Source organism: Burkholderia sp. 28_3 (assembly GCF_003253915.1).
Lineage (GTDB): Bacteria > Pseudomonadota > Gammaproteobacteria > Burkholderiales > Burkholderiaceae > Burkholderia > Burkholderia cenocepacia.
The window spans coordinates 148,501-174,194 of record NZ_QKZF01000008.1 but is presented as its reverse complement, the minus strand read 5'-3'; the positions used below and the strand labels follow the sequence as shown (position 1 = coordinate 174,194).

Below are 25,694 nucleotides of genomic sequence, written 5' to 3'. Positions count from 1 at the left end.
CTGCTTCGCTATTTCTTGCGTGCCGCACGCGTGCGGGTCTGCGCCGGCGCCGCCGCGGATGCCCGGATGCGCAACTCGGGCTGGACCGCGTGGCCAGGCCCCGTAGCGCCGTTCTCGAGCGCATCGAGCAGCGCATGCGCGGCCTGGCGCCCGATCGCGTCGGTGTCGACCCACATCGTCGTCAGCGGCGGCTGGATCTCGCGCGCGAGCGCGATGTCGTCGAATCCAGTGATCGACAACTGCGCGGGCACGTCGATGCCGAGCGCCTGTGCTTCGAGCAACGCGCCGAGCGCGAGCGCGTCGTTGCCGCAGATCACCGCGGTCGGCCGCGTCGCCGCGTCGCTGCCGACGATCGCGCGCAGGCTCGCCCGCCCGAACGCGATCGTGGCCGCGCCTTCGTGCTGATGCACGGGGCGCACCGCGAGCCCATGCGCGGCAAGCGTGTCGCGAATGCCGCGCAGGCGAGCCTGGACGCGGTCGTTGTCCGTCGACGGCTGCATGATGATCGCGAAATCGCGGTGGCCGAGGTCGAGCAGATGGGCGGTGAGCCGCGCGAATGCCGCGCGGTTGTCGAAGCCGATGCAGCAGTGCGGGCTGTCGTCGCGATACGCATACGTGACGACGTACGGTACGCGATGCATCGCCAGGAGTTCGAACAGTTCCGGCGGATACGCTTCGCCGACCAGCGACACGGCCTCCACGCCGCGCGACAGCATCGCGCGCACCTGCGAGAGCGCCTGCGCGGGGTCGTAGTTCGAGCAACCGAGGAACAGCGTGATGCCGTGCTCGGCCATGACCGTCTGCATGCCGGCGACCTGCGATGCGAACACCTGGTCGTCCAGCGTCGGGATGATCGCGCCGGTGATGTGGGTGCGCGTGGACGCCAGCGCGCGGCCGGCCGCATTCGGAATCCAGTTCAGCGCGAGCGCCGCGTCGCGCACGCGCTGTTGCACGTCGGCCGAGACCTTGCCGGGATCGTTGTACACGCGCGAGACGGTCGCGGTCGACACGCCGGCCAGTTTCGCGACGTCGCCGAGTACCGAGCGGCCGCTGCCGCGGCGTGCCCGCGACGCGCCACCGCGGGACGGGGGCGAGCTCATCGGCGGTCTCCCGGCGGCGTGGGCCTGCCGGCGCGGTGCGTTGCCAGTCGCGTCATTGTTTACCCTCGATTCATGGTGGTCCCGCTTGCATCTCCATTCGATCCTGTGAGAATGTAAGCGCTATCTTGTTGCTGCTCCATATTATGTCAGACATGGATTTCACCCGCATCGCGGAATTTTCGGAGGCGATGGCCTGTCCGGCCATTTTGTCGGCTTTAAATGTAAGCGGTTACATTCGAGCATGAGCGACACCACGTCAGCGCGTATCGCCGTCGTCGGCAGCGTCAACATCGACCTCGTCACGCGCGCGCCGCGCCTGCCGGTGCCGGGCGAAACGCTGCTCGGCACGACGTTCGAGACCGTCAACGGCGGCAAGGGTGCGAACCAGGCGGTCGCGGCCGCGCGCCTCGGTGCATCGGTCACGATGATCGGGTGCGTCGGCGACGACGCGTTCGGTGCGCGCCTGCACGGCGCGCTGGCGGCAGAGCGCATCGACGTGACGCACCTGCACCGGATCGGCGGCACGGCGACCGGAGTCGCGACGATCACGGTCGACGACGACGGCGCGAACAGCATCGTCGTCGTGCCCGGCGCGAATGCATGCGTCGATGCCGACCGGATCGATGCGGCGCGCGACGCGATCGCCGGGGCCGCGCTGCTCGTGTGTCAGCTCGAGGTGCCGGTCGCCACCGTGACGCGCGCGATTGCCTGTGCAAGCGCGCACCACACGCAGGTGCTGCTGAATCCCGCCCCCGCACGGCCGCTCTTCGATGCGTTGCTGGCGCGGGTCGACTATCTGGTCGTCAACGAAACCGAGGCCGAGTCGCTGACCGGCATCGCGGTCGGCGACGACGCGTCGGCCGCGCGCGCCGCCGAGGCGCTGTGCGCGAAGGGCGTCGGCAACGTGCTCGTCACGCTCGGCGCGCGCGGCGTCTGCTGGCGCGGCAGCGCAGGCAGCGGCCGCCATCCGGCGATCGCGGTGGCGGCCGTCGATACGACCGCGGCCGGCGACACGTTCGTCGGCGGGTTCGCGGCCGCGCGAGCCGGCGGCGCGTCGATGGACGACGCGATCGGCTTCGGCCAGCGTGCGGCCGCGATCAGCGTCACGCGCCACGGCGCGCAGACGTCGATTCCGACGCGCGACGAAGTCGACCGTATGGAGAGCTGAATTCCGCATGCGACGGAACGGCCGAACCCGGCCGAAACCAGTGACATGGAGACAATCGACATGAACGACAACCCACCTGTTCCGCACGCGCCGCCACGGATTCGGCGCGGTCAACGCATCGCGCTCGCGCTGTTGATGGCGAGCGGGATCGTCAACTATCTCGATCGCGGCACGCTGGCCGTCGCGAGTTCGGCGATCCGCGGCGATCTCGGCCTGTCGCTCGCGCAGATGGGGCTGCTGCTGTCGGCCTTCTCGTGGAGCTATGCGCTGTGCCAGTTTCCGGTCGGCGGGCTGGTCGACCGCATCGGCCCGCGCCGGCTGCTCGGCATCGGGCTGATCGTCTGGTCGTTCGCGCAGGCGGCGGGCGGCATCGTGTCCACCTTCGGCTGGTTCATCGTCGCGCGCATCGTGCTCGGCATCGGCGAGGCGCCGCAATTCCCGTCGGCCGCGCGCGTGGTGAGCAACTGGTTTCCGCTGCGCGCGCGCGGCACGCCGACCGGCATTTTCAATGCCGCGTCGCCGCTCGGTACCGCGCTTGCGCCGCTGCTGCTGTCAGTTCTCGTCGCCTCGTTCGACTGGCGCTGGGCATTCATCGTGACCGGTGCGCTCGGTCTCGTCGTCGCCGTCGTGTGGTTCGCGCTGTATCGCGACCCGGTGCGCGCGGAACTGTCCGTCGCCGAACGCGGTTATCTCGATGCCGATGCGCAAAGCGTCGTCGCCGCGCCGAAACTGACCTTCGTCGAATGGCGCAGCCTGTTCTCGCACGGCACGACCTGGGGCATGCTGATCGGCTTCTTCGGCTCCGTGTACCTGAACTGGGTCTACCTGACCTGGCTGCCGGGCTACCTGACGATGGAGCGGCACATGAGCCTGGTTCGCACGGGGTTTGCCGCATCGGTGCCGTTCCTGTGCGGATTCGTCGGTTCGCTGGTCGCGGGCTGGCTGTCGGATTTCGTCACGCGCCGCAGCCGGTCGCCGGTCGCGAGCCGGCGCAATGCGGTCGTGGCTGCGATGCTCGGGATGGTCGCGTTCACGATTCCGGCCGCGCTCGTGCAGAGCAATACGGTTGCGCTCGCATGCATTTCGGTCGTGATCTTTCTCGCCAACGCGGCGTCGGCGTGCTCGTGGGCGCTCGCGACGGCGGCCGCGCCGCCGAGCCGCATCGCGTCGCTCGGCGCGATCCAGAATTTCGGCGGCTTCATCGGCGGCGCGCTGGCACCGATCCTGACCGGCATCATCGCGCAGAGGTGGTCGTTCGTGCCCGCGTTGCTCACCGCGGCCGCGATCGCGTTCACCGGTGCGATGGCGTACCTGCTGCTCGTGCGCAAGCCGATTCCCGAACAGGCCGCGAACGCCGCGCCCGGGCCGTTGCCGGCTTGAGCATGCCGCCTGCATCCGCATTCATTGAAGCAAGGAGAAACAGATGCAACACCCGCAGCAATCGAACGTGACCATCGAAGGGATCGTGCCGGTGATGCTGACGCCGTTCGACGACGCCGGTGCGATCGACTACGCCGGACTCGAGCGGCTCATCGAATGGTATCTGGCGCACGGATCCGACGCATTGTTCGCGGTCGCGCAGTCGAGCGAGATGCAGTTCCTGAGCCTGGCCGAACGCGCGGCACTCGCGCGCTTCGTGGTCGAACGGGTGGGCGGGCGTGTGCCGGTCGTCGCGTCCGGGCACATCAGCGACGATCTCGATGCGCAGGTCGCCGAACTGTGCGCGGCGGCCGAATCGGGCGCGCAGGGCGTCGTGCTCGTGACCAACCGGCTCGATCCGCAACGCAAGGGCAGCGCCGCATTGCTCGACCATCTGCACCGGCTGCTTGCGCGGTTACCGTCGGATCTCCCGCTCGGTCTGTACGAATGTCCGGCGCCGTACCGGCGGCTTCTGTCGGATGACGAACTGCGCGCGTGCATCGACACGGGCCGGTTCGTGATGCTCAAGGACGTGAGTTGCGATCTCGCGACGGTGAAGCGCCGCGTCGCGCTCGCCGCAGGATCGCCGCTGAAGATCCTGAACGCGAACGCCGCGATCGCCTGGGACGCGATGAAGGCCGGGTCGGCCGGTTTCAACGGCGTGTTCACCAACTTCCATCCCGATCTCTACCAGTGGCTGCGCACGCGGGGCGAGTCGAATCCGGCGCTGGCCGACGAACTGTCGACGTTCCTGGTCGTCTCGGCGGTATCGGAGGCGCTGGGTTACCCGGCGCTCGCGAAGCTCTATCACCAGCGGATCGGTACGTTCGGGTCGATCAAATGCCGTGCGATCGACTACGACGTGCGCGAACGCTTCTGGGCGCTCGACGCGGTGCTCGACAAGATCGTGGCCGGCACCGAACATTTCCGCCGGCGGATTGCCGCGTCATAACGGAGGGCGCGTGCCGCGCCAGCCGCGCGGCGCGTGATCGCATCGCGTGCCGTGCATGCGGCGGCACGCTCGGTGCCTGCAAGCACGAGCCGCTTTGCGCGATGCGCCGCAATCGCGGCGCACTCGTTGCGATCCCCTTCCGTCGATGGCGGCAACGCCTGCCGCCGCGCCCCTCCCGCCGTCAGTCACGACATCACGAACTCGAACCGTCCGCGGTCCGCGAGCGCGCTGTCGACGTTCGTCTCGTCCATCCGCCACGCCGCGCATTTGCCGTGTCCGACGAACTGTCGACATGTCTTGCGCGAGGCGACGAAAGCACACAAATCTGCGCAATTCCGCGGCCGTGCGTTGTAACGGTTCGTCATACCATGCTCCGGAGTGATTTTTGCCGATGAACCGCTGAAGCCGCATTCGCCCATGCAACACGTGACGACGACAAGCCAGCCGCCGATCCTGGCGGCGCCGGTTGATCCCATGCTGCACGCCGTGATCGATGAAGTCGTCCACCGGAGCGTGTCGGAAGCGACGACGCGTAGCGGCTACATGCGCTGCGCCGACTATGCGATCGTCGGCGCGCGGGTGCTGACGCTGTTGACCGGCCAGTCTTATCGGCCGTTCGCCGGCGGTGAAGTGATGGATTTCGGCGGCGGCAACCTGTACGCGCTGTGCACGACGCGCGAGCGGCGCCGCACCGCGCGGCATCTGTCGCAACTCGCGCGGTATCACTGCTGGATCGAGGCGCGCCACGACGACGTGAGCGGCCGCACGCGCAAGGAGATCGTCGACTTCACGCTGCGCCATGACGAGACCGTCGCGCAACAGCTGGGCATGCCGTTCGCCCGTGCCTACCAGGCCTATTTCTGGGGCTGGGAGGATGAGCACGCGGTACCTGCCGAGTTGCGCGACCATCCGGTATTCGCGAAGCAGGGCCCGGTGTGGCGCTGGGCCGAGCGCGAATGCACGTCGCTGCTGCGTGCGTACGAGCACGAACGGCCCGGCTATTTCGGGCGTCAGGTGTCGCGCGCGATCGATTGGTTCGCCGATCGCGTCGAAGGTCTCGGCTGACGCGCGCCTGCGTCGAGGACGACTGCGGGCCGGCTGCCGGCCGCGGTGACGTCGATCCGGCGGGCGCTGGCGCGCCGCCGGGCATGGGCGACGTCTGCGGGGCCGCGTACCGCGACCCGGCCGTTCACCTCTTGGACAGCGTACCGTTACTGTTCGCACCACCAAACAAACGCGTCAGGTATTGCGAGTTGGTATTCATCCGGGTCATCAGCGTATTGAGCGCGGTGAACTGGGCCTGATACTGCTTGGTCAATTGCGCGGCATAGTCGGACAGATCCGACTGCTGCTGCGCGACACGTTTCAGATCGGCGTTCAGCGCGGTCGTGCGCACGTCGATCATTCCGTTCTTCTTCGTGAACTGCGTGATCTGGTCGGCCAGGCGCGTGCCGATCCCGTTCTCCGGATTGAACAGGCGCGCGACGCCCGACGGATTGGCGGATAGCGCGCTATCGAGCTTTGCGCTGTCGACGTTCAGCGTGCCGTCCCGCTCGAGCTTGATGCCGATCGACAACAGGTTCACGTGTCCGTTGCCCTTTTCGGTGGCGCCGCCGCCGTCGACGCCGCGCGCGACGATCGACGCCAGCGCGTTGCGGATCGTGTTCAGCGTCGAATCGCCGATCAGCGCGCCTTGCGAGCTCGCGCCGGCCGTGTAGCTCGACAGTGCGCCCATCGTCTTGACGACCGTGTTGTACAGGCTCACGAAATTCGTGATCGTGGCGGCCTGCGATTTCGTGTCGGTGCTGACCGTCAGCGTCTGCGTATCGGTCGCGCTGACCGCGGCCGCCGACAGGTTCAGCGTGATGCCGGTCAGCACGCCCGACACCGTGTTGCTCGCGCTGGTCGATGCGATCCCGTTGAGCGTGAATTTCGCATCCTGCGCGACCGCGCTCTGCCGCCAGGCGGCCACGCCGTTTGCCGAATCGATCTTCGACGCGCCACCCGACGGATCGGCCGTCGACGTGACGCCGAGGTTCGACAGGCCGCTGTCGTTGGCAACGTTGGCCACGGCGACGCTGATCGCGTTCGCCGAGCCCGTCTTCGACGACGCGAGCACGAGGTGCGCGCCGTCCGTGCCGTTGATGACCGTCGCGCTGATTCCCGGGTTGCCCGACGCGCCGTTGATCGCCGCCGCGATGCCCGCCAGCGTGTTGTTGGTGCTGCCGACCTCGACCTTGAACGACTGGCTGCCGAGCGACAGCATCAGCGTGCCGGTGCCGAGCGCCTTGCTGCCGTTGAAGCCCGCGGACGACAGCGCCTGCGCGGTCGCGATCTGCGTGACGCCGACCGTGTAGGTGCCGGCCACCGCGCCCGCGCCCGCCGTCGCGGTCAACCCCTTGCCGCTCGCGACGGCATTGAACGTCGACTGCAGTGCGCCGTTCTTCAGCGACGTCAGGCCCGCCTCGAGCGCGCCGAGCGCCGACGACAACGCGCCGAACGCGGAAATCCGCGTGTTGCCGCTCGCTTGCGAAGCGGCCAGCGTCGCGACCCGGCCAGCCGTTTTCGCGTTCACCAGCGTCTTGACGAGCGCGCCGACGTCCATCGCCGGATTGCCGGTCGAGCCGTTGATGATCGATTGCGCCGCCTGTTGCATCAGGCTGTTCGCGTTCGCGCTGCTGTTGACGGGCGTGTTCGTTGGCATGGGTGGGCTCCGGGTTGAAAGGCGATCCAGTCGCGAACGGCGGTCCAGCCGGCCGGCGGCGATCCGGGCGGGTGCGTGGCGATCCGCGTGCATGCCGCTTCTCGCGCGCCGCGGATGGCTGGGGTGTCGGGAAAACGTAAGAATGAATCGGTGCGCTATCGTATTCTTAAATCGGTATTGGTTGGTAATTTTTTGTAATGATTCTTGCGGAAAGTGTGGCTGGGGGAAAGGTTGGTGCGGGTTCGGCGAAAACGAGCGGCGTTTCAGTCCAAGTGCATGATTATGTTTGTATTTATCAAGGAATTTCGCCGGATTTTAAAACCTGCCGGAAACATGAATGTTCGATGACATGTTTTTCGTCGATTTTGCTAAACAGCACGCGGATGGGCGGTGTGCTGAAGGGGAGTCATTTCTTGCGAGTATCCGATACGCTCTCGGATTCGAGGTATCCGTCGTCTTTGAATCATATGGATTTTTTATCAAAAATATTTCATCGTGGTTCGACCCACTGGGGTACTTTTTCTTCGCTGGCGTCGAGTGACCGAGTGTGACCCGCAGGACAAGGAGCGTAAAGAATGCGATACGAGGTGTTGAGTGGTGGCCCGACCAAAACCGCGGGTGAAACGGTGGTGGCTCTCCAACGCAAGGTCAACGAAGCGGTGAGCGTCGGAGCGGTATTAGTGGGTGGGATTAGCGTTGTTTTTGGGCGTGCACCGGGATTCATCGCCAAGGACGCACATGAAGCATTTCAGGCTGTCACATATCCGGACCAATAGGGGAAAAGTGCCAGTTGGCCCTACCGAAGGGGCAGGCCGGGGCTGTTACAGTGGATACGCCTCAGGCGAAGACGAAACCATTCCGGATCGAGCGTTGACGTTGGCGGTCGCGACGCCGCTGGACACCTCGTTCCGTATCCTGCCGAACCGGCGCACGGCCAATGTACCGACCACGAAGGTGCGTTGATCCGCGCGGCTTTTACACGAATGCACTCAATGACAGCAATCGATTCGTCGACTTCTCTCCCCACCATCCTCCTCGTCGGCGCCTCCGGCCTGCTCGGCCGCGCGGTCGCCGCGTCCTTGTCCCGCGAACCGTCGCTGACGCTGCTCGCGACCATCCGGAACCCGCAAGGCGCCGGTGCGAAACGGCTCGCATTGCCGCCGGACAACATCGCCGAACTCGACGTCCTCGACCAGCCGTCCCTCGAACGCCTTTTTGAAATCCACAAGCCGGCAGCGGTGATTCTTTGCGCCGCCGAACGCCGCCCCGACGTCTGCGAACGCGACCCGGCCGCCGCCCGCGCCATCAACGTCACGGCGCCGGCCCGCATCGGCGCACTCGCCGCGCGATACGGCGCATGGACGCTCGGCATTTCGACCGACTACGTCTTCGACGGCAAGGCCGCCCCCTACAGCGAGGACGCCACCCCGAACCCGCTGAACATCTACGGTCGCACCAAGCTGGAAGGCGAGGCCGCGCTGCTCGCCGCCTCGCCGCTGTCGTGCGTGCTGCGCCTGCCGTTGCTGTTCGGTCCGATCGTCGACTGGAGCGAATCGGCCGTCACGAGCCTCGTTCCGGCCGTCGTCGCGTCGGCGCGCCCGGGCGCCGACGCGGTCGGCATGGACGCATGGGCGATCCGTTACCCGACCTACACGCCCGACGTCGCGCAGGTCATCCGCGATCTGACGCTGCGCCATCTCGCGGGTGACACGGTCACCGGCATTCGCCATTGGTCGAGCGAGGAGCCGATGACGAAGTACGCCATCGCGCAGCGAATCGCGGCCGCGCTCGGCATCGAGGCGTCGCTCACGCCGATCACCCAGCCGACCGACGCGACGCCGCGTCCGTACGACTGCCATCTCGACGCGACACGCGTGCGCGCGCTCGGGATCGATTACGCGACGCCGTTCGATACGGCGCTGCACGCGATCCTGCACGACGGCCGCCCGATGCCGTAAAGCCGCACGCGGGCGGCCGATTGTGCGAACGCCGCCCCTATGCGATGCTTGTCGCGCTGCGCGCGCGGGTTCCCGCGGGTCGCGCGACGCAGGATGACGCGATACCCGCGCCGTTCCCACGGCTCAACGAACAACAACCATGACCACCGTATCCCCCCGTCCGACGACGCGCACGCTGGCGCGTGTGCGTACCACGTTTCGCCAGTACTTCAGCCTGCGCGAAGGCCAGGCCGACCGGGAAACGATCGATCAGGACATCCGCGGCGGCGTCGGATTGCGCGGGACCAACCTGTGGATCCTGATGTCCGCGATTTTCATCGCGTCGATCGGCCTCGACGTGAACTCGACGGCCGTCATCATCGGCGCGATGCTGATCTCACCGCTCATGGGGCCGATCATGGGCCTGGGCTACGGGATCGGCATCTACGACTTCGCGTTGATCCGGCGCTCGCTGAAGACACTGGCCGTCGCCACGCTGATCAGCCTTGCGACTTCGGCGCTGTATTTCTCGCTGAGTCCGCTGACGGGCGAACACTCCGAACTTCTCGCGCGCACGTCGCCGAGCATCTGGGACGTGTTGATCGCGCTGTTCGGCGGGCTCGTCGGGATGGTCGGCGCGACGCGCAGCGAAAAGACCAACGTGATCCCCGGCGTCGCGATCGCGACCGCGCTGATGCCGCCGTTGTGCACGGCCGGCTACGGGCTCGCGCATGGCAGCCTCGCGTATTTCGCGGGCGCGTTCTACCTGTTCTCGATCAACTGCGTGTTCATCGCGTTCGCGACCGTGGTGGTCACGTGGGTGATTCGCGCGAAGCCGGCCGCGCGCGTGGACGAGGCGATGCAGCGGCGCGTGCGGCGCTTCGTGCTCGCGGCGGTCGTCCTGACCGCCGTGCCGAGCGTGATCCTCGCGTACCGGCTCGTCACGCAGGAAGTGTTCAACGCGCGTGCCGACCAGTTCATCAAGGCCGAACTGTCGCTGCCGTTGTCGGTGGTCGCGAGCCGGCATATCGATCCGCGCGGCCGTGTGATCGAGGCGATGCTGGTCGGCCGGCGTGTCGACCAGGCGATGCTCGACCGGCTGGCGGACAAACTGCCGGCCTACGGTTTGCCGAACAGCCGGCTCGTCGTGCGGCAGGCCGGCGACGAACGCATCGACACCGGGGCGCTCGCGTCGTCGCTGAAGGCGAGCATCGCGCAGGACCTGATCGCCGCGAACCATGCCACGCGCACCGAGATGGACGTGAAGGACCAGACCATCGCGCGCCTGCAGCACGAAATCGACGGCCGAGCGGCGCAGCAGGCCGAACTGGCGCGCGTCGCGCGCGAACTGCGCACGCAGTATCCGCAGATCCGCGAGATCCTGTATGGCGCGACCGATGCGTGGGACAGCGGCGCAAGCGCGCCGGACGCCGAGCCGCTCGTGACCTTCGTGGTGTCGACCGCGAAGCCGCTGCCGCGCACCGACCGGCAGCGAATCGAACGCTGGCTGAGCGTGCGGCTCGATTCGCCGCGCGTGCGGGTCGTGACGGCCGGCTGATGCGACGCGCATGCCGATGATTCAGCGTCGCCCCGTGCCGTTGACTGCAGGAGCCCTGCCATGCAACTGAAATGGCTCGAAGACTTCGTCGAACTCGCGCGCACGCGCAGTTTCACGCGTGCAGCGGAAAACCGCTTCGTCACGCACCCGGCGTTCGGCCGCCGCATCCGTTCGCTCGAGGAATGGGTCGGCACGCGCCTGATCGCGCGCACGAAGCCGCTCGAACTGACGGCGGCCGGCACCGTGTTCCTCGATGCCGCATCGAACGCGCTCGACATCCTGCACGGCGCGCGCACGCAACTGCAGGAAGCGTCGCCGGTGCCGGAAAATACCCTCCGGATCGCGACCGGCCGCACGCTGTCGGCCACCTTCTTCCCCGACTGGTACGACGAGACGGTTGCGCGCGCAGGCTTTTTCACGGCGACCGTGTCGACCGGCAGCGCGGAGGAAGCGATCCTGCAGCTGACGGCCGGCGAGGCCGACATGCTGATCGTCTATTCGAGCCCGCACACGCGGCTGCTGATCGACCGCGACCGCTTCGACTGGCTGTCGGTGGCGCGCGAGGTGCTGGTGCCCGTCAGCGCGCTCGATGCGCGCGGCAGCGCGCGCTACCGGCTGCCGGCCGGGCAGGCGCCGGTGCCGTGGCTCGCGTTCGCCCGTACGCTGACGCTGCGCGCGGTGCTCGCGCGCCATCTCGCCGAAATGCCGAACCGGCCGACGTTGCGCCCGGTGTACCAGGCCGACTCCTACGAAGCGATCCTCGCGATGGCGCGGCGCGGGCTCGGCCTCGCGTGGTTGCCGCAGCGGCTCGTCGCGGACGACGTGCGGCGCGGCGAACTCGCGATCGTCGGCGGCGCGGACTGGCAGATCGGTTTCGACGTCGCGCTGTATCGCCGCCGGAACGAATCGCATCCGGTCCTCGACGCGATCTGGCGCACCGCGCCGTCCCGCGACGACGGCGGAGCGCCGGCCGGCTGAACCCGCGGCCCGGGTCGCCCCGGCGCGCGATGCACCGATCAGCACGATCGCGTGCCGAAACGGCACGAACGCACGCGCCGCGGTGCCTACACTCCGCGCTTGACTGGCCCGGACGCACGCCGGCAACCGCCGCGCGCCGTCTTTCACAATCCTGACGGCCAGCATCAATGGAGGAGCACAGGCATGACCCGCAACCCGCACGCCGCGCAGCCGGCCCCGCACAATCCGTGGCGCGAGATCTGCGCCGCGAGCATCGGCAACGCGCTGGAATTCTACGATCTGCTGATCTACGGCTATTTCGCGATCGTCATCGGTCAACTGTTTTTCCCGACGCACGACGCGGCCACCTCGCTGCTGCTGTCGGTCGGCACGTTCGGCATCTCGTTCGTCACGCGGCCGCTCGGCTCGATCGTGCTCGGCAGCTATGCGGATCGCGCGGGCCGCAAGGCATCGCTGACGATTTCGATCGGGCTGATGATGCTCGGCACCGCGATGATCGCGTTCGCGCCGACGTATGCGCAGATCGGCATCGCGTCGCCGCTGCTGATCATCGTCGCGCGGATGTTGCAAGGCTTCTCGACGGGCGGCGAATTCGGCGCGGCGACCGCGTTCATGGTCGAGCAGGCCGACGCGAAGCGGCGCGGCTTCTTCGCGAGCTGGCAGATGTCGACGCAGGGGCTCGCGACGGTGCTCGCGGCCGGCGTGTCCGCGCTGCTGAGCCTGCTGCTGACCACCGACCAGCTGCATGCGTGGGGCTGGCGCGTCGCGTTCGCGGTCGGGCTGCTGATCGGCCCGGTCGGGCTGTATATCCGCCGCAACATCGACGAACCGGCTGATTTCCGCCGGCTCGGCGAGGCGGGGCGCGCGAAGTCGCCGCTGCGCGACGTGTTCGTGCGCGACCGCGCGAACATGCTGCTCGGCGCGGGCGTGGTCGCGACGGCCACGGCGTTCAACTACGTGCACAAGCTCTACATGCCGACGTACGCGGTGAAGCAGCTGCATATCCCGGCTACGTCGTCGTATCTCGGCGCGGTCGTCACGGGCGCGATGCTGATGATCGCGGCGCCGGTCGTCGGGCATCTGTCGGATCGGTTCGGCCGTATTCGCGTGATGCTGATCGCGCTGATTCTCGTGGGCGTGACGACGTGGCCGCTGTTCGTCCTGCTGAACCGCTATCCGACGGTCGAAACGCTGCTCGCGGTGCAGGCGCTGGTCGGGCTGCTGATCGCGGTGAGCCTGGCGCCGCTGCCGGCGCTGCTCGCGGACATCTTCCCGACCAGCACGCGCGGCACGGGCCTCGCGCTGTCGTACAACTTCTCGGTGACGCTGTTCGGCGGCTTCGCGCCGCTGATCGTGACCTGGCTGATCGACGCGACGCACGACAAGCTGGCGCCGAGTTTCTACGTGATGGCGACGGCCGTGCTCGGCATCACGTCGGTGATCTCGCTCGGCCGCCGGATGCGCGGCGCGGCGGCCGGTTCCGCGTCGGCGACGCGCGCGACCGAGGCGTGATCCGTCATGCCCGAACCCGATTCCGGCGCAGCCGGCCGACGCCGGTCGCGCCTTTCCCGAACCCAGACGAATCCTTCCGACACTTCCGACATGACCACGCTTGAAGCCATCCGCGCCGCACTGCCGGCCTATCCGATCGAAGTGACGTTCCCGGACATCTCGCGCTGGCGCGCGGGCAACACGGGCATCGACTATCTGCACACGTTCGACAGCGGCAAGCCCGGCAAGCACGTGATGATCCTCGCGCTGACGCACGGCAACGAAGTCAGCGGCGCGATCGCGGTGGACGCGCTGCTGACGGCCGGCCTGCGGCCGGTCGCGGGCCGGCTGTCGCTCGGCTTCGGCAACGTCGGCGCGTACGAGCATTTCAGCGCGGAGAATGCCGACGCGACGCGCTACCTCGACGAAGACATGAACCGCGTATGGACGCCGGCCGCGCTCGACGGCACGCGCGACAGCCGCGAGCTCGCGCGGGCGCGGGCGATGCGGCCGCTGCTCGATACGGTCGACCTGCTGCTCGACATTCATTCGATGCACGAAGCATCCGCGCCGCTGATGATGACGGGGCCGCTCGACAAGGCGATCGCGCTGGCCGCCGCGCTCGGCACGCCGGAGCACGTGATCGTCGATCGCGGCCATGCGAACGGCACGCGGCTGCGCGACTACGGCGGCTTTGGCGATCCGGCGAGCGCGAAGAACGCGCTGCTGATCGAGACGGGCCAGCACTTCGCGGCGAGCGCGCGCGCGGTCGCGCTCGACAGCGCCGCGCGCTTCCTGCTGCACGCGGGCGTCGTCGCACGCGACGACGTCGCGGCGTTCCTGACGCAGGCCGCGCCGGTGCGGCAGAAGTTCATCGAGATCACGCAGCCGGTCGTCGCGCGCTCGATGGATTTCCGGTTCTCGCAGCCGTTCACCGGGCTCGAAGTGATCGCGAAGGCGGGCACCGAGATCGCCCGCGACGGCGACGACGTGATCGTCACGCCGTACGACGACTGCGTGATCGTGCAGCCGTCGATGCGCCATCTCGGCGTGAACGTCACGATGATGCGGCTCGGGCGCCTGCTCGAACGCTGAGCCGGGCGGGTCGGCGCCGGCCCGTGTCGACATGCTGCAATGCAGCGCTTGCGATGCTCCCGGCAAGCGCTCATTTGTCGTCGGGTCGAAAAGCGGCCGGAGGGGCATGGCCTGACGATCGAATTCGGAATTTGTCTAGTCATCCTTGCGATTCGGCCACCCGAACTGCACCAAACATGTGCCGGAATTCCCCGCGACGGCGCACGCCGGATGCCTATAATTAGGGGATTTCCCGCGTTTGCTTCGTTTTTATTGATCGCTGCTTGTCGCGCTGTTTTTCTTCTTGCATGCTTGTATAGACAAATTCCTGAGGCGGCTTGCTGCACCGAAGGGATGGCGAACTTCAACGCAAGGAGAAATCTCGTGAACGGCAAGCGCATCAAGTGGGCAATCAGGACGATCGGCATCATCGCGGCTGCGGCGGCCACGCTCGCGGCGCCGGTGCAGGCAAAGGAATGGAAGACGGTGACGGTCGCGCTCGAAGGCGGCTACGCGCCGTGGAACCTCACGCTGCCGGGCGGCAAGCTGGGCGGTTTCGAACCGGAGCTGCTCGCCAACGTGTGCGAGCGCATCAAGGTGCAGTGCAACATGGTCGCGCAGGACTGGGACGGGATGATCCCCGGCCTGCAAGCCGGCAAGTTCGATGTCCTGATGGATGCGATTTCCATCACGCCGGAGCGCGAAAAGATCCTGCTGTTCTCGCGCCCGTATGCGGCGACGCCGGCGACGTTCGCCGTCACCGATACGAAGATCCTGCCGAAGGCCGCGCCCGGCGCGCCGATCGTCAAGCTGACGGGTGACGCCAACGCGGACAAGCCGACCGTCGACACGCTGCGCAAGCAGCTGAAGGGCAAGACGATCGGCATCCAGTCGGGCACCGTCTACACGAAATTCATCAACGACAGCTTCAAGGACATCGCGTCGATTCGCGTATACAAGACGTCGCCCGAACGCGATCTCGATCTGGTCGCCGGGCGCATCGACGCATCGTTCGACGACGTCACGTACTACGCGGCGAACAACGCGAAGAAGGACAACGCGTCGATCGTGCTCGCGGGGCCGAAGCTCGGCGGCCCGATCTGGGGGCCGGGCGAGGGGCTCGCGTTCCGCAAGCAGGATGCCGACCTGAAGACGAAGTTCGATACGGCGATTGCCGCGGCGCTCGCGGACGGCACCGTGAAGAAGCTCGCCGACAAGTGGTTCAAGACCGACGTCACGCCGTAAGCGCGTGTTCGGCTGCCGCCGCGTGAGCCGGTCGAACGGCGCACGGCGGCACGCATCCAGTGGCTTCACCCAACGCATGCCGGGAGGCACGCATGGCGATTCTTGAAATGCTCGGTTTCGGTACCGAAGGCTGGGGCGGTGTGCTGCTGCTCGCCGCACTGATGACGGTCGCGCTGACGCTTGCCGCGCTCGCGGTCGGGGCGGTGATCGGCGCGGCGATCGCGGCCGCGAAGCTGTCGCGCTACCGCACCCTCCGCCTGCTCGGCGATCTGTATACGACGGTATTTCGCGGCGTGCCCGAACTGCTCGTCATCTATCTGTTCTACTTCGGCGGCTCGACGCTCGTGACGGCCGTCGGCCAGTGGTTCGGCGCGGAAGGCTTCATCGGCGTGCCGCCGTTCGTGATCGGTGCGCTCGCGGTCGGGATGATCTCGGGCGCCTATCAGGCAGAGGTCTATCGCGCGGCGGTGCTCGCCGTGTCGAAAGGCGAGCTCGAGGCGGCGCGCTCGATCGGCATGCCGCGCAGCATGGTGCTGCGGCGCATCCTGGTTCCCCAGGTGCTGCGCTTCGCGTTGCCCGGGATCGGCAACGTGTGGCAACTGAGCCTGAAGGATTCCGCACTGATCTCGGTCACCGGTCTTGCCGAGTTGCTCCGCACGAGCCAGATCGCGGCCAATTCGACGCACCAGTACTTCGTGTTCTTCGTCGCGGGCGGTGCGTTGTATCTGCTGATGACGGGCTTGTCGAACCGCGTGTTCAACCGGGCGGAAGCGATCGTCGGCCGGTCGTTCCGCCGCAATTTCGCGCGCAACTGACGGAGAACGGGCATGTCCATCGATTTCGCTTTTCTCGTCGATACGCTGCGCCAGTTGCTCGCGGCCGTGCCGACCACGCTCGGCCTGTTCTTCGCGTCGCTCGTGCTCGGCGGCCTGCTGTCGCTCGTGATCGTCACGATGCGCGTATCGCCGCGCTGGTTGCCGAACCGTTTCGCGCGTGCCTACATCCTCGTGTTTCGCGGCTCGCCGCTGCTGATCCAGATGTTCCTCGTGTATTACGGGCTCGGCCAGTTCGGCGTGATCCGCGAGAGCTTCATGTGGCCGCTGCTGCGCGAGCCGTACGTTTGCGCGGTATTGTCGCTCGCGCTGTGCACGGCCGGCTACACGGCCGAAATCCTGCGCGGCGGGCTGATGGCCGTGCCGATCGGGCAGATCGAGGCCGGTTATTCGATCGGCCTGTCGGGCTTCGCGCTGCTGCGGCGCGTGATCGGCCCGATCGCGCTGCGCCAGTGTCTGCCCGCGTATTCGACCGAAGCCGTGCTGCTGGTCAAGTCGACCGCGCTGGCGAGCCTCGTCACCGTATGGGAAGTGACGGGCGTCGCGCAGCAGATCATCCAGCAAACCTACCGGACGACCGAAGTGTTCGTCTGCGCGGCCGTCATCTATCTGGGCCTGAACTTCATCGTCGTGCGCCTGCTCGGCGCGCTCGAATGGCGGCTCTCGGGGCACCTGCGTGCGCCGAAGCCGTCCGGTGCGCCAGCCGCCGCGACCCGAAATGCCCGGCGCGTCGCGTCCTGAGCGCGCCATTCCTTCCAGGAGAATCCGATGAACACCGCTGCTCCCGTTGCGCTGTCGGTCAGAAACATCCACAAGTCGTTCGGCGATCATCATGTGCTGAAGGGCATTTCGCTCGACGCGCACGAGGGCGACGTCATCTCGATCCTCGGCGCGAGCGGATCGGGCAAGAGTACGTTCCTGCGTTGCCTGAACCTGCTCGAGACCCCCGATGACGGTTCCGTCGCCCTGGCCGGGGAGGAACTGGCGATGAAGCGCGCGCGCGACGGCAAGCTGCATCCGCGCGACCGGCGCCAGGTCGACCGGATCCGCTCGCAGCTCGGGATGGTGTTCCAGAACTTCAACCTGTGGTCCCACATGACGGTGCTCGACAACCTCGTCGAGGGGCCGCTGCGCGTGCAGAAGCGCAGTCGCGCGGAAGCGGTGGAGGAGGCCGAGGCGCTGCTGGCGCGCGTGGGCCTCGCGGACAAGCGTGGCTACTATCCCGCGCACCTGTCGGGCGGCCAGCAGCAGCGGGTCGCGATTGCACGCGCGCTCGCGATGCATCCGAAAGTGATGCTGTTCGACGAACCGACGTCGGCGCTGGACCCGGAACTGGTGGGCGAGGTGCTGCGCGTGATGCGCTCGCTCGCGGAGGAGGGGCGCACGATGCTGGTCGTCACGCATGAAATGGGATTCGCGCGCCACGTGTCGAATCGCGTGATGTTCCTGCATCAGGGCGAGGTCGATACGGACGGCACACCCGACGAAGTCTTCGGCGGCCAGACGTCCGAGCGCTTCCGGCAATTCGTGTCGAGCCACCACGACCGCACCGCGAACTGAGGCTGCCATGACCGTATTCCGTGCGGCTCGGCCGCTTGACTGGCGGCAGGTTGCGGCGGTGGCGGCCGGCGCGCCGCTGGCGTTGGCCGACGATACGCGCGCGCGCGTCGTGGCCGCTCGCGAACTCGTCGACGAGATCGTCGCGCGCGGCATTCGCGCCTACGGCGTCAATACCGGCGTCGGTGCGCTGTGCGACGTGATCGTGTCGCCGGCGCAGCAGAGCACGCTGTCGCACAACATCCTGATGAGTCACGCGGTGGGCGTCGGCATGCCGCTCGGCGCAGCCGAAACCCGCGCGATCATCGCGGCCGCGATCAACAACTATGCGCACGGGCATTCGGGCGTCCGTCCCGATGTCGTCGAACAGCTCGTCGCGCTGCTCGAGCACGATTGCCTGCCGGAAGTGCCGGCGCACGGCTCGGTCGGGTACTTGACCCACATGGCGCATGTCGCGCTCGTGTGCGTCGGGCACGGCCATGCGCGCCATCGCGGCGAACGCATGCGCGGCGACGAGGCGCTGCGGCGTATCGGCCGCGAACCGCTGGTGCTCGGCGCGAAGGAGGGGTTGAGCCTGGTCAACGGAACGCCGTGCGTCACGGGGCTGGCTGCGCTCGCGCTCGCCCGCGCCGAACGGTTGCTCGACTGGGCCGACTGGATCGCGGCGATGAGCTTCGAGAACCTGGGCGGGCAACTCGCCGCATTCGATCCGGCTTCGCTCGCGCTGCGGATTTCCCCCGGTATCGGGCAGGTCGGCGCCCGTGTGCGTGCGCTGCTGGCGGACAGCGGCATGCTTGCCGCGGCGAGCGGCCGGCATACGCAGGATCCGCTCAGCCTGCGCACGATTCCGCACGTGCATGGCGCGGCGCGCGACGTGTTCGACGTCACGGCGGAGGTCGTCGATCGCGAACTCGCATCCGTGACCGACAATCCGGTCGTGGCCGGCACGCGAGACGCGCCGGCCGTGCATTCGCAGGCGCACGCGGTCGGCGCCGGCATCGCGCTCGCGATGGACAGCCTCGCGGCGGCGATGGCGCAAGTCGCCGCGATCGCCGAGCGGCGTCTCGACCGGCTCGTGAATCCGCTCGTCAGCGGGCTGCCGGCGTTTCTTGCCGCGCCGGGCGGCAGCTGTTCGGGTTTCATGATCGCGCAGTACACGGCGGTCGCGCTGGTCGCGCAGAATCAGCGGCTTGCCGCGCCGGCGAGTCTCGACGGCGGCATCACGTCAGGGCTGCAGGAAGATCACCTGTGTCATGCGACGCCGGCCGCGCTGAAGGCGCTCGACATCATCGAGAATACGACGCGCGTGCTCGCGATCGAGCTATTGGCCGCCGCGCAGGCGTACGACCTGCAGCCGGGCGACACCGCGCGGGCCGCATCGACGGACGCGCTGTGGCGGCATGTGCGCACGCGCGTGCCGGTCTATCGCGACGACCGGCCGCTCGCGGACGATATCGCGATCGCGGCCGGCATCGTCGCAGGCGTGCCGCCTTCGTTGCAGTGACGACAGGCGAGGACGGGCCGATTACCCAACATTCATTCGGTCGAGGGCGCATGAGCGAAACGGAACGCAAGCTTTTCGCACGGCCGGCGCAGGCGTCGGCCGACACCGTGCCGGCGCGGGCACTGCCGGCCTATCAGCAGATCAAGCGCTACGTCGTCGAGCGAATCGCGAAGGGCGACTGGAAGCCCGGCGCCGCGATCCCGACCGAGGCCGAACTGGTCAAGGAATTCGGCGTGGCCCGGATGACGGTGTCGCGCGCGCTGCGCGAACTGACGGCCGAGCGCGTGCTGACCCGCATCCAGGGGGCCGGCACGTTCGTCGAGCGTCGGCATTACGAGTCGACGGTGCTGGAGATCCGCAACATCGCGGACGAGATCGCCGAGCGCGGCCATCGGCACAGCGCGCGCGTGCTGCTGATCGAGCGCAGCGTCGAGCCGGACGCGATCGATGCGCTCGGACTGCGCGCCGGGCCCGTGTTTCATTCGCGTATCGTGCATTACGAGGAAGACGAGCCGATCCAGTTCGAGGATCGCTACGTCAATCCGGCCTTGTTTCCCGCGTATCTGGAGCAGGACTTCACGCTCGAGACGCCGAATCATTACATGGTGCGACTCGCGCCGATCCAGCGGGCGGAGTTCCGGATCTACGCGGAGAAGCCCAACGCGCAGGTGCGTCGGCATCTCGTGATGGAAATCGGTGAACCGTGTTTGCTGCTACGACGCCGCACGTGGGTCGGCGAGCATGTCGCCACGTCGGTCAGGCTGTGGCATCCGGCGTCGCGGTTTCATCTGGCGGGCAAGATGTAGGGACGTGCGGCGGCCCTGGGCGGGACGCACATTTGCCGCTGCGGCCGGCGCTGGCGATGTACCCGTATGGGTCGTGATGGCGCGATGTCGCACCTGCATCGAAAGGCGATACACTGCGCGGGTTCCCGATCCGGTCGGGAGCGTCGGGGAACCGGGCGACCGCATCGCGGCACCCGCGCGGAGCACGCCACGGGCCCGGACTCATTCGAAAAAATCGAGAGAAAGAGTGGGCCCATGCTGACACGTCTTCGTAACGGCATCCTTCGTGCACAGGACCTGCGCGAATCCGGAGCCGCTTCACCCACCCAGCGCCCGTCGATGGCGTGCGAACTGGTCGAGCTGAGCGCGAAGCGCGCGACGTGGCGCGTCCCCGTGCCGAATCAGGCGGACTGCTATCTGAAGGCCGAGCCGGGTGGACCCGAGCGGTTTGTCGTCCATATCGACGCGGAGACGTTCTATCGCCGCTGGCTCGAGACGAGCCCCACGTTCCCGAAATAGAATTCGCAGGATTGCGTACCGCGCCGGGCCATGTCGCTCGACAGCAAGTTCGCGGTAGCGGCCACCGCGTTCAGGGGCGGCCGCGACGCACCTGTGACGCTGCCGTCGGTCGGCTACTGGGCGGCGGCAAGCGGCTACGAGGTCGCGATGAGCGACGGCATGACGCGCACCTTCTGGCTGCTCGCCCATCGCGTGCGGTCGTTTCCCGTCAGCGTGGCCGACGCGAGCTGGGCGACGATACTGAACGGCATGGCCGGCATCGGCGTGGCGCCGATCGCGTTCAGCGAACTGTTCGCCCGGCGCGCATAAGCGCGCCGCCGCCGCGCAGCGCGCATCGTCCGGCTCGATTTGACACCTGGCGTCGCCGCCCATTAAAGTCGCGACGCGGGGCGGTGGGTCAAGCACACGCCCGGAACAGGCAGCCGATGTTCCAGGACTACGGGGCTACCCCGTGGATCAGATCGATACGCCGATGCGTCGCAAGTGCGCAAGTTGCGCGTTGCGCAACGACCGCTCTCGCAGCACCAGCCACGTTGACTCATCGTCCCGCCTTCCTTTTCCCATGCACTCATCCCTGCGCGATACCACCCGCACGATTGCCGAGGCGATGCTCGCCGGTCCGCCCGAACGCGACGGCGTCGTCGCGCGGATGGCCGCCGTGCTCGGCGAAGCACATCCGTGGGCGCCCGAATGCGCGGGCACCGCGCTCGCCCGCTTCGGCGCGAACTGGGCCGATACCGACACCGACGCGCTCGCTGCGCTCCTGGCCGAGGCGCCCGCGTTCGTGCGCGCATGGTATGGCGAGCGTCGGCCGCTGGTGATCCGAATCGTGCGGCGGCCGCTGGTCCAGCGACCGTTGCCGGCGCCGCTCGCGGGCTGCGATGTGCCGCAATGGCCGACGCCCGGCGATCTCGCCGGCTGGCTCGGGGTGAGCGCGCCGGAACTCGACTGGCTGTCCGACCACTGGCGCGTCGACGCGCGCAGCGGCGCCACGCCGCTGCATCACTACACATACGTCGCGGTCGACAAGCGCAGCGGCGGGTGCCGCCTCGTCGAAATCCCGAAGGGGCGGCTGCGCGAAGCGCAGCGCCGCATCCTGCACGGGCTGCTCGATCGCATCGCGCCGCATGGCGCGGTCCACGGTTTTCGCAAGGGGCACGGGATCGTGTCGTTCGCGACGCCGCATGCGGATCGCGATGTCGTCGTGCGTTTCGATCTCGCGGACTTCTTCGTGTCGGTGCGCGCTGCGCGCGTCCATGCGCTGTTCGCGACGCTCGGCTATCCGGCCGAAGTCGCGCGGATCCTCACCGGGCTCTGCACCAATCGCGTGCCGTCGGCGCGGCTGCTCGCGCCGGACCTGCGCGACCGGTTCGACTGGATCGGCCGTCAGCGCTATCGCGAACGGCATCTGCCGCAGGGCGCGCCGACGTCGCCGGCGCTCGCGAACCTGTGCGCGTTCTGGCTCGACCTGCGGCTCGCCGCGCTCGCGCGTTCGGTCGATGCGACCTATACGCGCTATGCGGACGATCTCGCGTTTTCCGGCGGCGGCGCGCTCGCGCGCGACGTCGCGCGGCTGCAAGTCCGGGTCGCCGCGATCGCGCTCGAGGAAGGGTTCGCGCTGCAATTGCGCAAGACCCGCGTGATGCGGCGGGGCACGCGGCAGCAACTGGCCGGCGTGGTCGTCAACCGGCATCCGAACCTGTCGCGCGACGCATTCGATCGACTCAAAGCGATCCTGACCAACTGCATCCGGCGCGGCCCGGCGTCGCAGAATCGCGATGCGCATCCGGATTTCCGTGCGCATCTGGCCGGGCGCGTCGCGCATGCGACGGCGCTGAATGCGGCGCGCGGCGCGAAGCTGCGCGCGCTGTTCGACCGGATCGTGTGGGACGCCGGCGGCGCGGGCCGCTGACCCGTCGGCCCGCGTCGGCGCCGGTCGGCAGACTTCTGCAACACGACGCCGCGCACTGCTATCATTCGCGCCATGCCGCGCCCGTGCCAGGGGCGGCGAATCACTTGCCGCCGCCGTTCGCTTCATGCATGCGTACGCGGCGTGCCGCCCGTTGCCGGCTTGGTTCAAGCTGCCAGTGACGCACGACGTCGTTTAGTGCGCATCGCGCAAATCATGCCGGCTCAGGTGGACGATTCACCTATTTGACAGCCCCGATCGGCGGAACTTCGTGGTAGGTTCGGCCATCGGAGCTTTTTGCAAAAACATGCCCAAAGAGGATGAATACATGACCCAGGCCCTGCAGGAACTCGAAGCACAACTTCGGGACCTGAACATCAAGCTGTCAGAGGCGAAGCAGAAGGAGAAGCAAGCCGCGCTCGCGGCCTTCAAGGAACAGGTCGAGCTTTTGGGAATTTCGCAGCAGGAAGTGCTGAGCGCGCTCGGCTACATCGTCCAGCGCAAGCGCAAGGCGCCTGCCAAGTACTACGATCCGTCGACCGGCCGCTCGTGGTCGGGGCGCGGCCCGCGGCCGAAATGGCTCGAAGGCAAGGATCTCGAAACGCTGGCGGTCGATCGCGAGGCCAAGACCTGGTGGCCCGGGGACGATCAGGGCTGAATCCCGGCGCGCCGCAAGGCGACCGGGCGCCGTCCGGTTCGCGCAGGCGGGCCGGCCGGCAATCCGCCGCCCGCCCGCCGTCTTTCATTCGGTGTCCGGCCTGATCGCGACATCGCCGGCCTCGCCGCCGACACCGGATCGACGTTTTCCCTTTTCTTTTCCTTTTCCCGCTCGTTGCCTCCGTTGCCCGCGCGCCGTCCGGCCAGCGCGGGCGCGACGCGCGTCCGCCGCCGTCGTTCGCCGGCACAGGCCTTAGAATGTCGCCGGACATTCGTGGCAGGACACCATGGCAGCAAACATGAAATCTTCGACGCTCGGCGGCCCGTCGGCCCCGCGCGTGGAGCAGGTCGGCGCGTACGCGTGGAAAGCGCTGGCCGGATCGGCGATCGGCTACGCGATGGACGGCTTCGACCTGCTGATCCTCGGCTTCATGCTGCCGGCGATCACGGCGGCGCTGCACCTGACGCCCGGACAGGGCGGCGCGCTGGTCACGTGGACATTGATCGGCGCGGTTGCGGGCGGCATCGTGTTCGGCGCGCTGAGCGATCGCTACGGACGCGTGCGCGTGCTGACCTGGACGATCCTGCTGTTCGCGATCTTCACGGGCCTGTGCGCATTCGCGCGCGGCTTCGAGGATCTGCTCGTCTATCGCACCATCGCGGGCATCGGCCTCGGCGGCGAGTTTGGGATCGGCATGGCCCTCGCGGCCGAAGCGTGGCCTGCAGCCAAGCGCGCCCGCGTGTCGTGCTACGTCGCGCTCGGCTGGCAGGCCGGCGTGCTGCTGGCCGCGCTGCTGACGCCGTTTCTGCTGCTCCACATCGGCTGGCGCGGCATGTTCGTGGTCGGCGTGCTGCCCGCGCTGCTCGCGTGGGTGATGCGCAACAAGCTGCACGAGCCGGAAGCGTTCGTGCAGCGCGCGACGCAGCCGACGTCCAACGCGTTCCGCATGCTCGTCGCCGACGACCGCACCGCGCGCACGAGCCTCGGCATCGTGATCCTGTGTTCGGTCCAGAATTTCGGCTACTACGGGATCATGATCTGGCTGCCGACCTTCCTGTCGAAGCAGATGGGCTTCTCGTTGACGAAATCGGGGCTGTGGACGGCGGCGACCGTCGTCGGGATGATGATCGGTGTCTGGGTGTTCGGCCAACTGGCCGATCGCATCGGCCGCAAGCCGACGTTCCTGCTGTATCAGCTCGGCTCGGTCGTGACGGTCATCGCGTATGCGCGGCTGTCGCACCCGACGACGATGCTGTGGGCCGGCGCGCTGATGGGGATGTTCGTCAACGGGATGGTCGGCGGCTACGGGACGCTGATGTCGGAAGGCTATCCGACGGCCGCACGCGCGACCGCGCAGAACGTGCTGTGGAACATCGGCCGCGCGGTCGGCGGCTTCGGCCCGGTCGCGGTCGGCGCGCTCGCCGCGCACTACGGGTTCCAGACGGCCATCGCGCTGCTCGCCGGCCTGTACGTGCTCGACATGATCGCGACGCTGTTCCTGATCCCCGAGCTCAAGGGCGTCGAGCTCGAATGAGCGCGGCGCGCGTACGCGCCGCCACGATTTCACCGGAAACCACGATGCAACGGAAAACCAGGACGATTGGCGTGATGGGCTCGGGCAAGGAGCCGTGGGCCGCATTTTCGGAACCGCTCGGCGCGTGGCTCGCGCAGGCCGGGTTCAATCTGCTGACGGGCGGCGGGCAGGGCGTGATGCTGGCGGTCGCGCGCGCGTTCGCCGGCGTGCCCGGTCGAGCCGGACGATCGATCGGCATCGTGCCGACGCAGGCCGATCCGGTCGCGGGCTTCGTGCCGCTCGACGGCTATCCGCATCCGTTCGTCGACATTCCGGTCCTCACGCCGCTGCCGCGCCGCGAGCCGGGCGCGGCTCCGGACACGATCAACCGCAACTACGTGAACGTGCTGAGCAGCGACCTGATCGTGGCCCTGCCGGGCGGGCACGGGACGGCGGAAGAGATCGCGCTCGCGCAGCGCTGGCGCAAGCCGCTCGTCTGCTTCGGGCCGGACGGTGCGTTTCGGTCGCTTGCCGCGGACGCGGTATGCACGTCGTCGCTCGACGACGTGATCCGGTTCGTTGGCGATGCGTTTGCGGCGGAGCGGGGGCAGGCGTTGCGGTAGGTCAGGGCCGGTGTCACCGCATCGAGGTCGATGAAGGTCGACCCGGGCCGCATGCATGCAACCAAGGCTTCGACGACGTCGGCCGCGGACGCCGCCGCGACGGCGGAAACGATCCACCATGCGTCGCGATTGCCATGCACTTGCCCGATCGCACGAGACAGTGTGCG

Annotated in this window: 24 protein-coding genes and 1 pseudogene; 22 read left to right on the top strand and 3 right to left on the bottom strand. The window is 67.9% G+C overall.

From position 1 onward, the window contains the following. Positions 1 to 8: 8 nt before the first annotated feature. On the bottom strand, positions 9 to 1,100 hold the full coding sequence (locus DFS13_RS19225; RefSeq protein ID WP_060265121.1) for a LacI family DNA-binding transcriptional regulator: 1,092 nt from the start codon (positions 1,098 to 1,100) through the stop codon (positions 9 to 11). Between the two features lie 241 nt (positions 1,101 to 1,341). Between DFS13_RS19225 and rbsK the strand changes: the two genes are divergently transcribed. The 3 genes from rbsK to DFS13_RS19210 are packed head-to-tail and all read left to right on the top strand — an operon-like array spanning position 1,342 to position 4,639. Beyond that, a complete protein-coding gene (gene rbsK, locus DFS13_RS19220; RefSeq protein WP_060265118.1) occupies positions 1,342 to 2,268 on the top strand; it encodes a ribokinase in 927 nt (308 codons plus the stop codon). A 60-nt stretch (positions 2,269 to 2,328) separates the two neighbouring features. Further along, positions 2,329 to 3,648 carry an MFS transporter gene (locus DFS13_RS19215; RefSeq protein WP_006485868.1) on the top strand — a complete coding sequence of 440 codons (1,320 nt, stop codon included), beginning with the start codon at positions 2,329 to 2,331 and terminating at the stop codon, positions 3,646 to 3,648. A gap of 43 nt (positions 3,649 to 3,691) precedes the next feature. After that, complete coding sequence (locus DFS13_RS19210) at positions 3,692 to 4,639, top strand: dihydrodipicolinate synthase family protein (protein WP_006497910.1); 948 nt, start codon at positions 3,692 to 3,694, stop codon at positions 4,637 to 4,639. Positions 4,640 to 4,824: 185 nt separating this feature from the next. Here DFS13_RS19210 and DFS13_RS40860 read toward each other — a convergent pair whose 3' ends face one another. Next, positions 4,825 to 5,115 carry a hypothetical protein gene (locus tag DFS13_RS40860; RefSeq protein ID WP_226245005.1) on the bottom strand — a complete coding sequence of 97 codons (291 nt, stop codon included), beginning with the start codon at positions 5,113 to 5,115 and terminating at the stop codon, positions 4,825 to 4,827. Here DFS13_RS40860 and DFS13_RS19200 point away from each other — a divergent pair. Further along, positions 5,057 to 5,704: a hypothetical protein gene (locus tag DFS13_RS19200; RefSeq protein WP_077190619.1), complete on the top strand. Its 648-nt coding sequence runs from the start codon at positions 5,057 to 5,059 to the stop codon at positions 5,702 to 5,704. The two genes, DFS13_RS40860 and DFS13_RS19200, sit on opposite strands and share 59 nt — an antisense overlap. A gap of 124 nt (positions 5,705 to 5,828) precedes the next feature. Here DFS13_RS19200 and fliD read toward each other — a convergent pair whose 3' ends face one another. Beyond that, positions 5,829 to 7,343, bottom strand: a complete 1,515-nt coding sequence (gene fliD / locus DFS13_RS19195) for a flagellar filament capping protein FliD (protein WP_034203903.1) — start codon at positions 7,341 to 7,343, stop codon at positions 5,829 to 5,831. Positions 7,344 to 7,918: 575 nt separating this feature from the next. Here fliD and DFS13_RS39940 point away from each other — a divergent pair. From DFS13_RS39940 to DFS13_RS19105, 18 genes and pseudogenes are all read left to right on the top strand, one after another. After that, positions 7,919 to 8,119: a hypothetical protein gene (locus DFS13_RS39940; protein ID WP_134163157.1), complete on the top strand. Its 201-nt coding sequence runs from the start codon at positions 7,919 to 7,921 to the stop codon at positions 8,117 to 8,119. Positions 8,120 to 8,335: 216 nt separating this feature from the next. Continuing rightward, complete coding sequence (locus tag DFS13_RS19185; protein WP_058903820.1) at positions 8,336 to 9,301, top strand: SDR family oxidoreductase; 966 nt, start codon at positions 8,336 to 8,338, stop codon at positions 9,299 to 9,301. A 139-nt stretch (positions 9,302 to 9,440) separates the two neighbouring features. Next, the gene (locus DFS13_RS19180; protein WP_006485862.1) at positions 9,441 to 10,838 is read left to right on the top strand and encodes a DUF389 domain-containing protein; all 1,398 of its coding nucleotides are present in this window, start codon (positions 9,441 to 9,443) and stop codon (positions 10,836 to 10,838) included. Positions 10,839 to 10,898: 60 nt separating this feature from the next. After that, positions 10,899 to 11,816, top strand: a complete 918-nt coding sequence (locus DFS13_RS19175) for a LysR family transcriptional regulator (protein WP_006497915.1) — start codon at positions 10,899 to 10,901, stop codon at positions 11,814 to 11,816. A 183-nt stretch (positions 11,817 to 11,999) separates the two neighbouring features. Then, complete coding sequence (locus DFS13_RS19170; protein ID WP_111441997.1) at positions 12,000 to 13,328, top strand: MFS transporter; 1,329 nt, start codon at positions 12,000 to 12,002, stop codon at positions 13,326 to 13,328. A gap of 90 nt (positions 13,329 to 13,418) precedes the next feature. Then, complete coding sequence (locus tag DFS13_RS19165; RefSeq protein WP_006484839.1) at positions 13,419 to 14,402, top strand: succinylglutamate desuccinylase/aspartoacylase family protein; 984 nt, start codon at positions 13,419 to 13,421, stop codon at positions 14,400 to 14,402. Positions 14,403 to 14,765: 363 nt separating this feature from the next. Beyond that, complete coding sequence (locus DFS13_RS19160; protein ID WP_034203907.1) at positions 14,766 to 15,626, top strand: transporter substrate-binding domain-containing protein; 861 nt, start codon at positions 14,766 to 14,768, stop codon at positions 15,624 to 15,626. Positions 15,627 to 15,718: 92 nt separating this feature from the next. After that, positions 15,719 to 16,441 carry an ABC transporter permease gene (locus DFS13_RS19155; RefSeq protein ID WP_006481063.1) on the top strand — a complete coding sequence of 241 codons (723 nt, stop codon included), beginning with the start codon at positions 15,719 to 15,721 and terminating at the stop codon, positions 16,439 to 16,441. A 12-nt stretch (positions 16,442 to 16,453) separates the two neighbouring features. Then, complete coding sequence (locus tag DFS13_RS19150) at positions 16,454 to 17,200, top strand: ABC transporter permease (RefSeq protein WP_006484844.1); 747 nt, start codon at positions 16,454 to 16,456, stop codon at positions 17,198 to 17,200. 27 nt (positions 17,201 to 17,227) lie between these two features. Further along, complete coding sequence (locus DFS13_RS19145; protein WP_006484818.1) at positions 17,228 to 18,019, top strand: ABC transporter ATP-binding protein; 792 nt, start codon at positions 17,228 to 17,230, stop codon at positions 18,017 to 18,019. A gap of 7 nt (positions 18,020 to 18,026) precedes the next feature. After that, complete coding sequence (hutH, locus tag DFS13_RS19140; protein ID WP_006484825.1) at positions 18,027 to 19,520, top strand: histidine ammonia-lyase; 1,494 nt, start codon at positions 18,027 to 18,029, stop codon at positions 19,518 to 19,520. A gap of 50 nt (positions 19,521 to 19,570) precedes the next feature. Next, positions 19,571 to 20,326 (top strand): histidine utilization repressor, encoded by a 756-nt coding sequence (gene hutC / locus DFS13_RS19135; protein ID WP_006497918.1) that lies wholly within the window; start codon positions 19,571 to 19,573, stop codon positions 20,324 to 20,326. Positions 20,327 to 20,560: 234 nt separating this feature from the next. Continuing rightward, entirely contained in the window at positions 20,561 to 20,824 is a 264-nt protein-coding gene (locus tag DFS13_RS40855; protein WP_241277136.1) for a hypothetical protein, read from the top strand. Between the two features lie 18 nt (positions 20,825 to 20,842). Further along, positions 20,843 to 21,133 (top strand): annotated as a pseudogene (locus tag DFS13_RS40850) (Osa protein); the annotation flags it as partial. A gap of 253 nt (positions 21,134 to 21,386) precedes the next feature. Next, complete coding sequence (locus tag DFS13_RS19125; RefSeq protein WP_111441996.1) at positions 21,387 to 22,736, top strand: reverse transcriptase family protein; 1,350 nt, start codon at positions 21,387 to 21,389, stop codon at positions 22,734 to 22,736. A gap of 325 nt (positions 22,737 to 23,061) precedes the next feature. Next, a complete protein-coding gene (locus DFS13_RS19115) occupies positions 23,062 to 23,391 on the top strand; it encodes an H-NS family nucleoid-associated regulatory protein (protein ID WP_011549287.1) in 330 nt (109 codons plus the stop codon). A 286-nt stretch (positions 23,392 to 23,677) separates the two neighbouring features. Next, complete coding sequence (locus DFS13_RS19110) at positions 23,678 to 24,925, top strand: MFS transporter (protein ID WP_048988518.1); 1,248 nt, start codon at positions 23,678 to 23,680, stop codon at positions 24,923 to 24,925. Then, positions 24,922 to 25,527, top strand: a complete 606-nt coding sequence (locus tag DFS13_RS19105) for a DNA-binding protein (protein WP_034203912.1) — start codon at positions 24,922 to 24,924, stop codon at positions 25,525 to 25,527. The genes DFS13_RS19110 and DFS13_RS19105 overlap by 4 nt, the downstream gene beginning before the upstream one ends. The last annotated feature ends 167 nt before the right edge of the window (positions 25,528 to 25,694 follow it).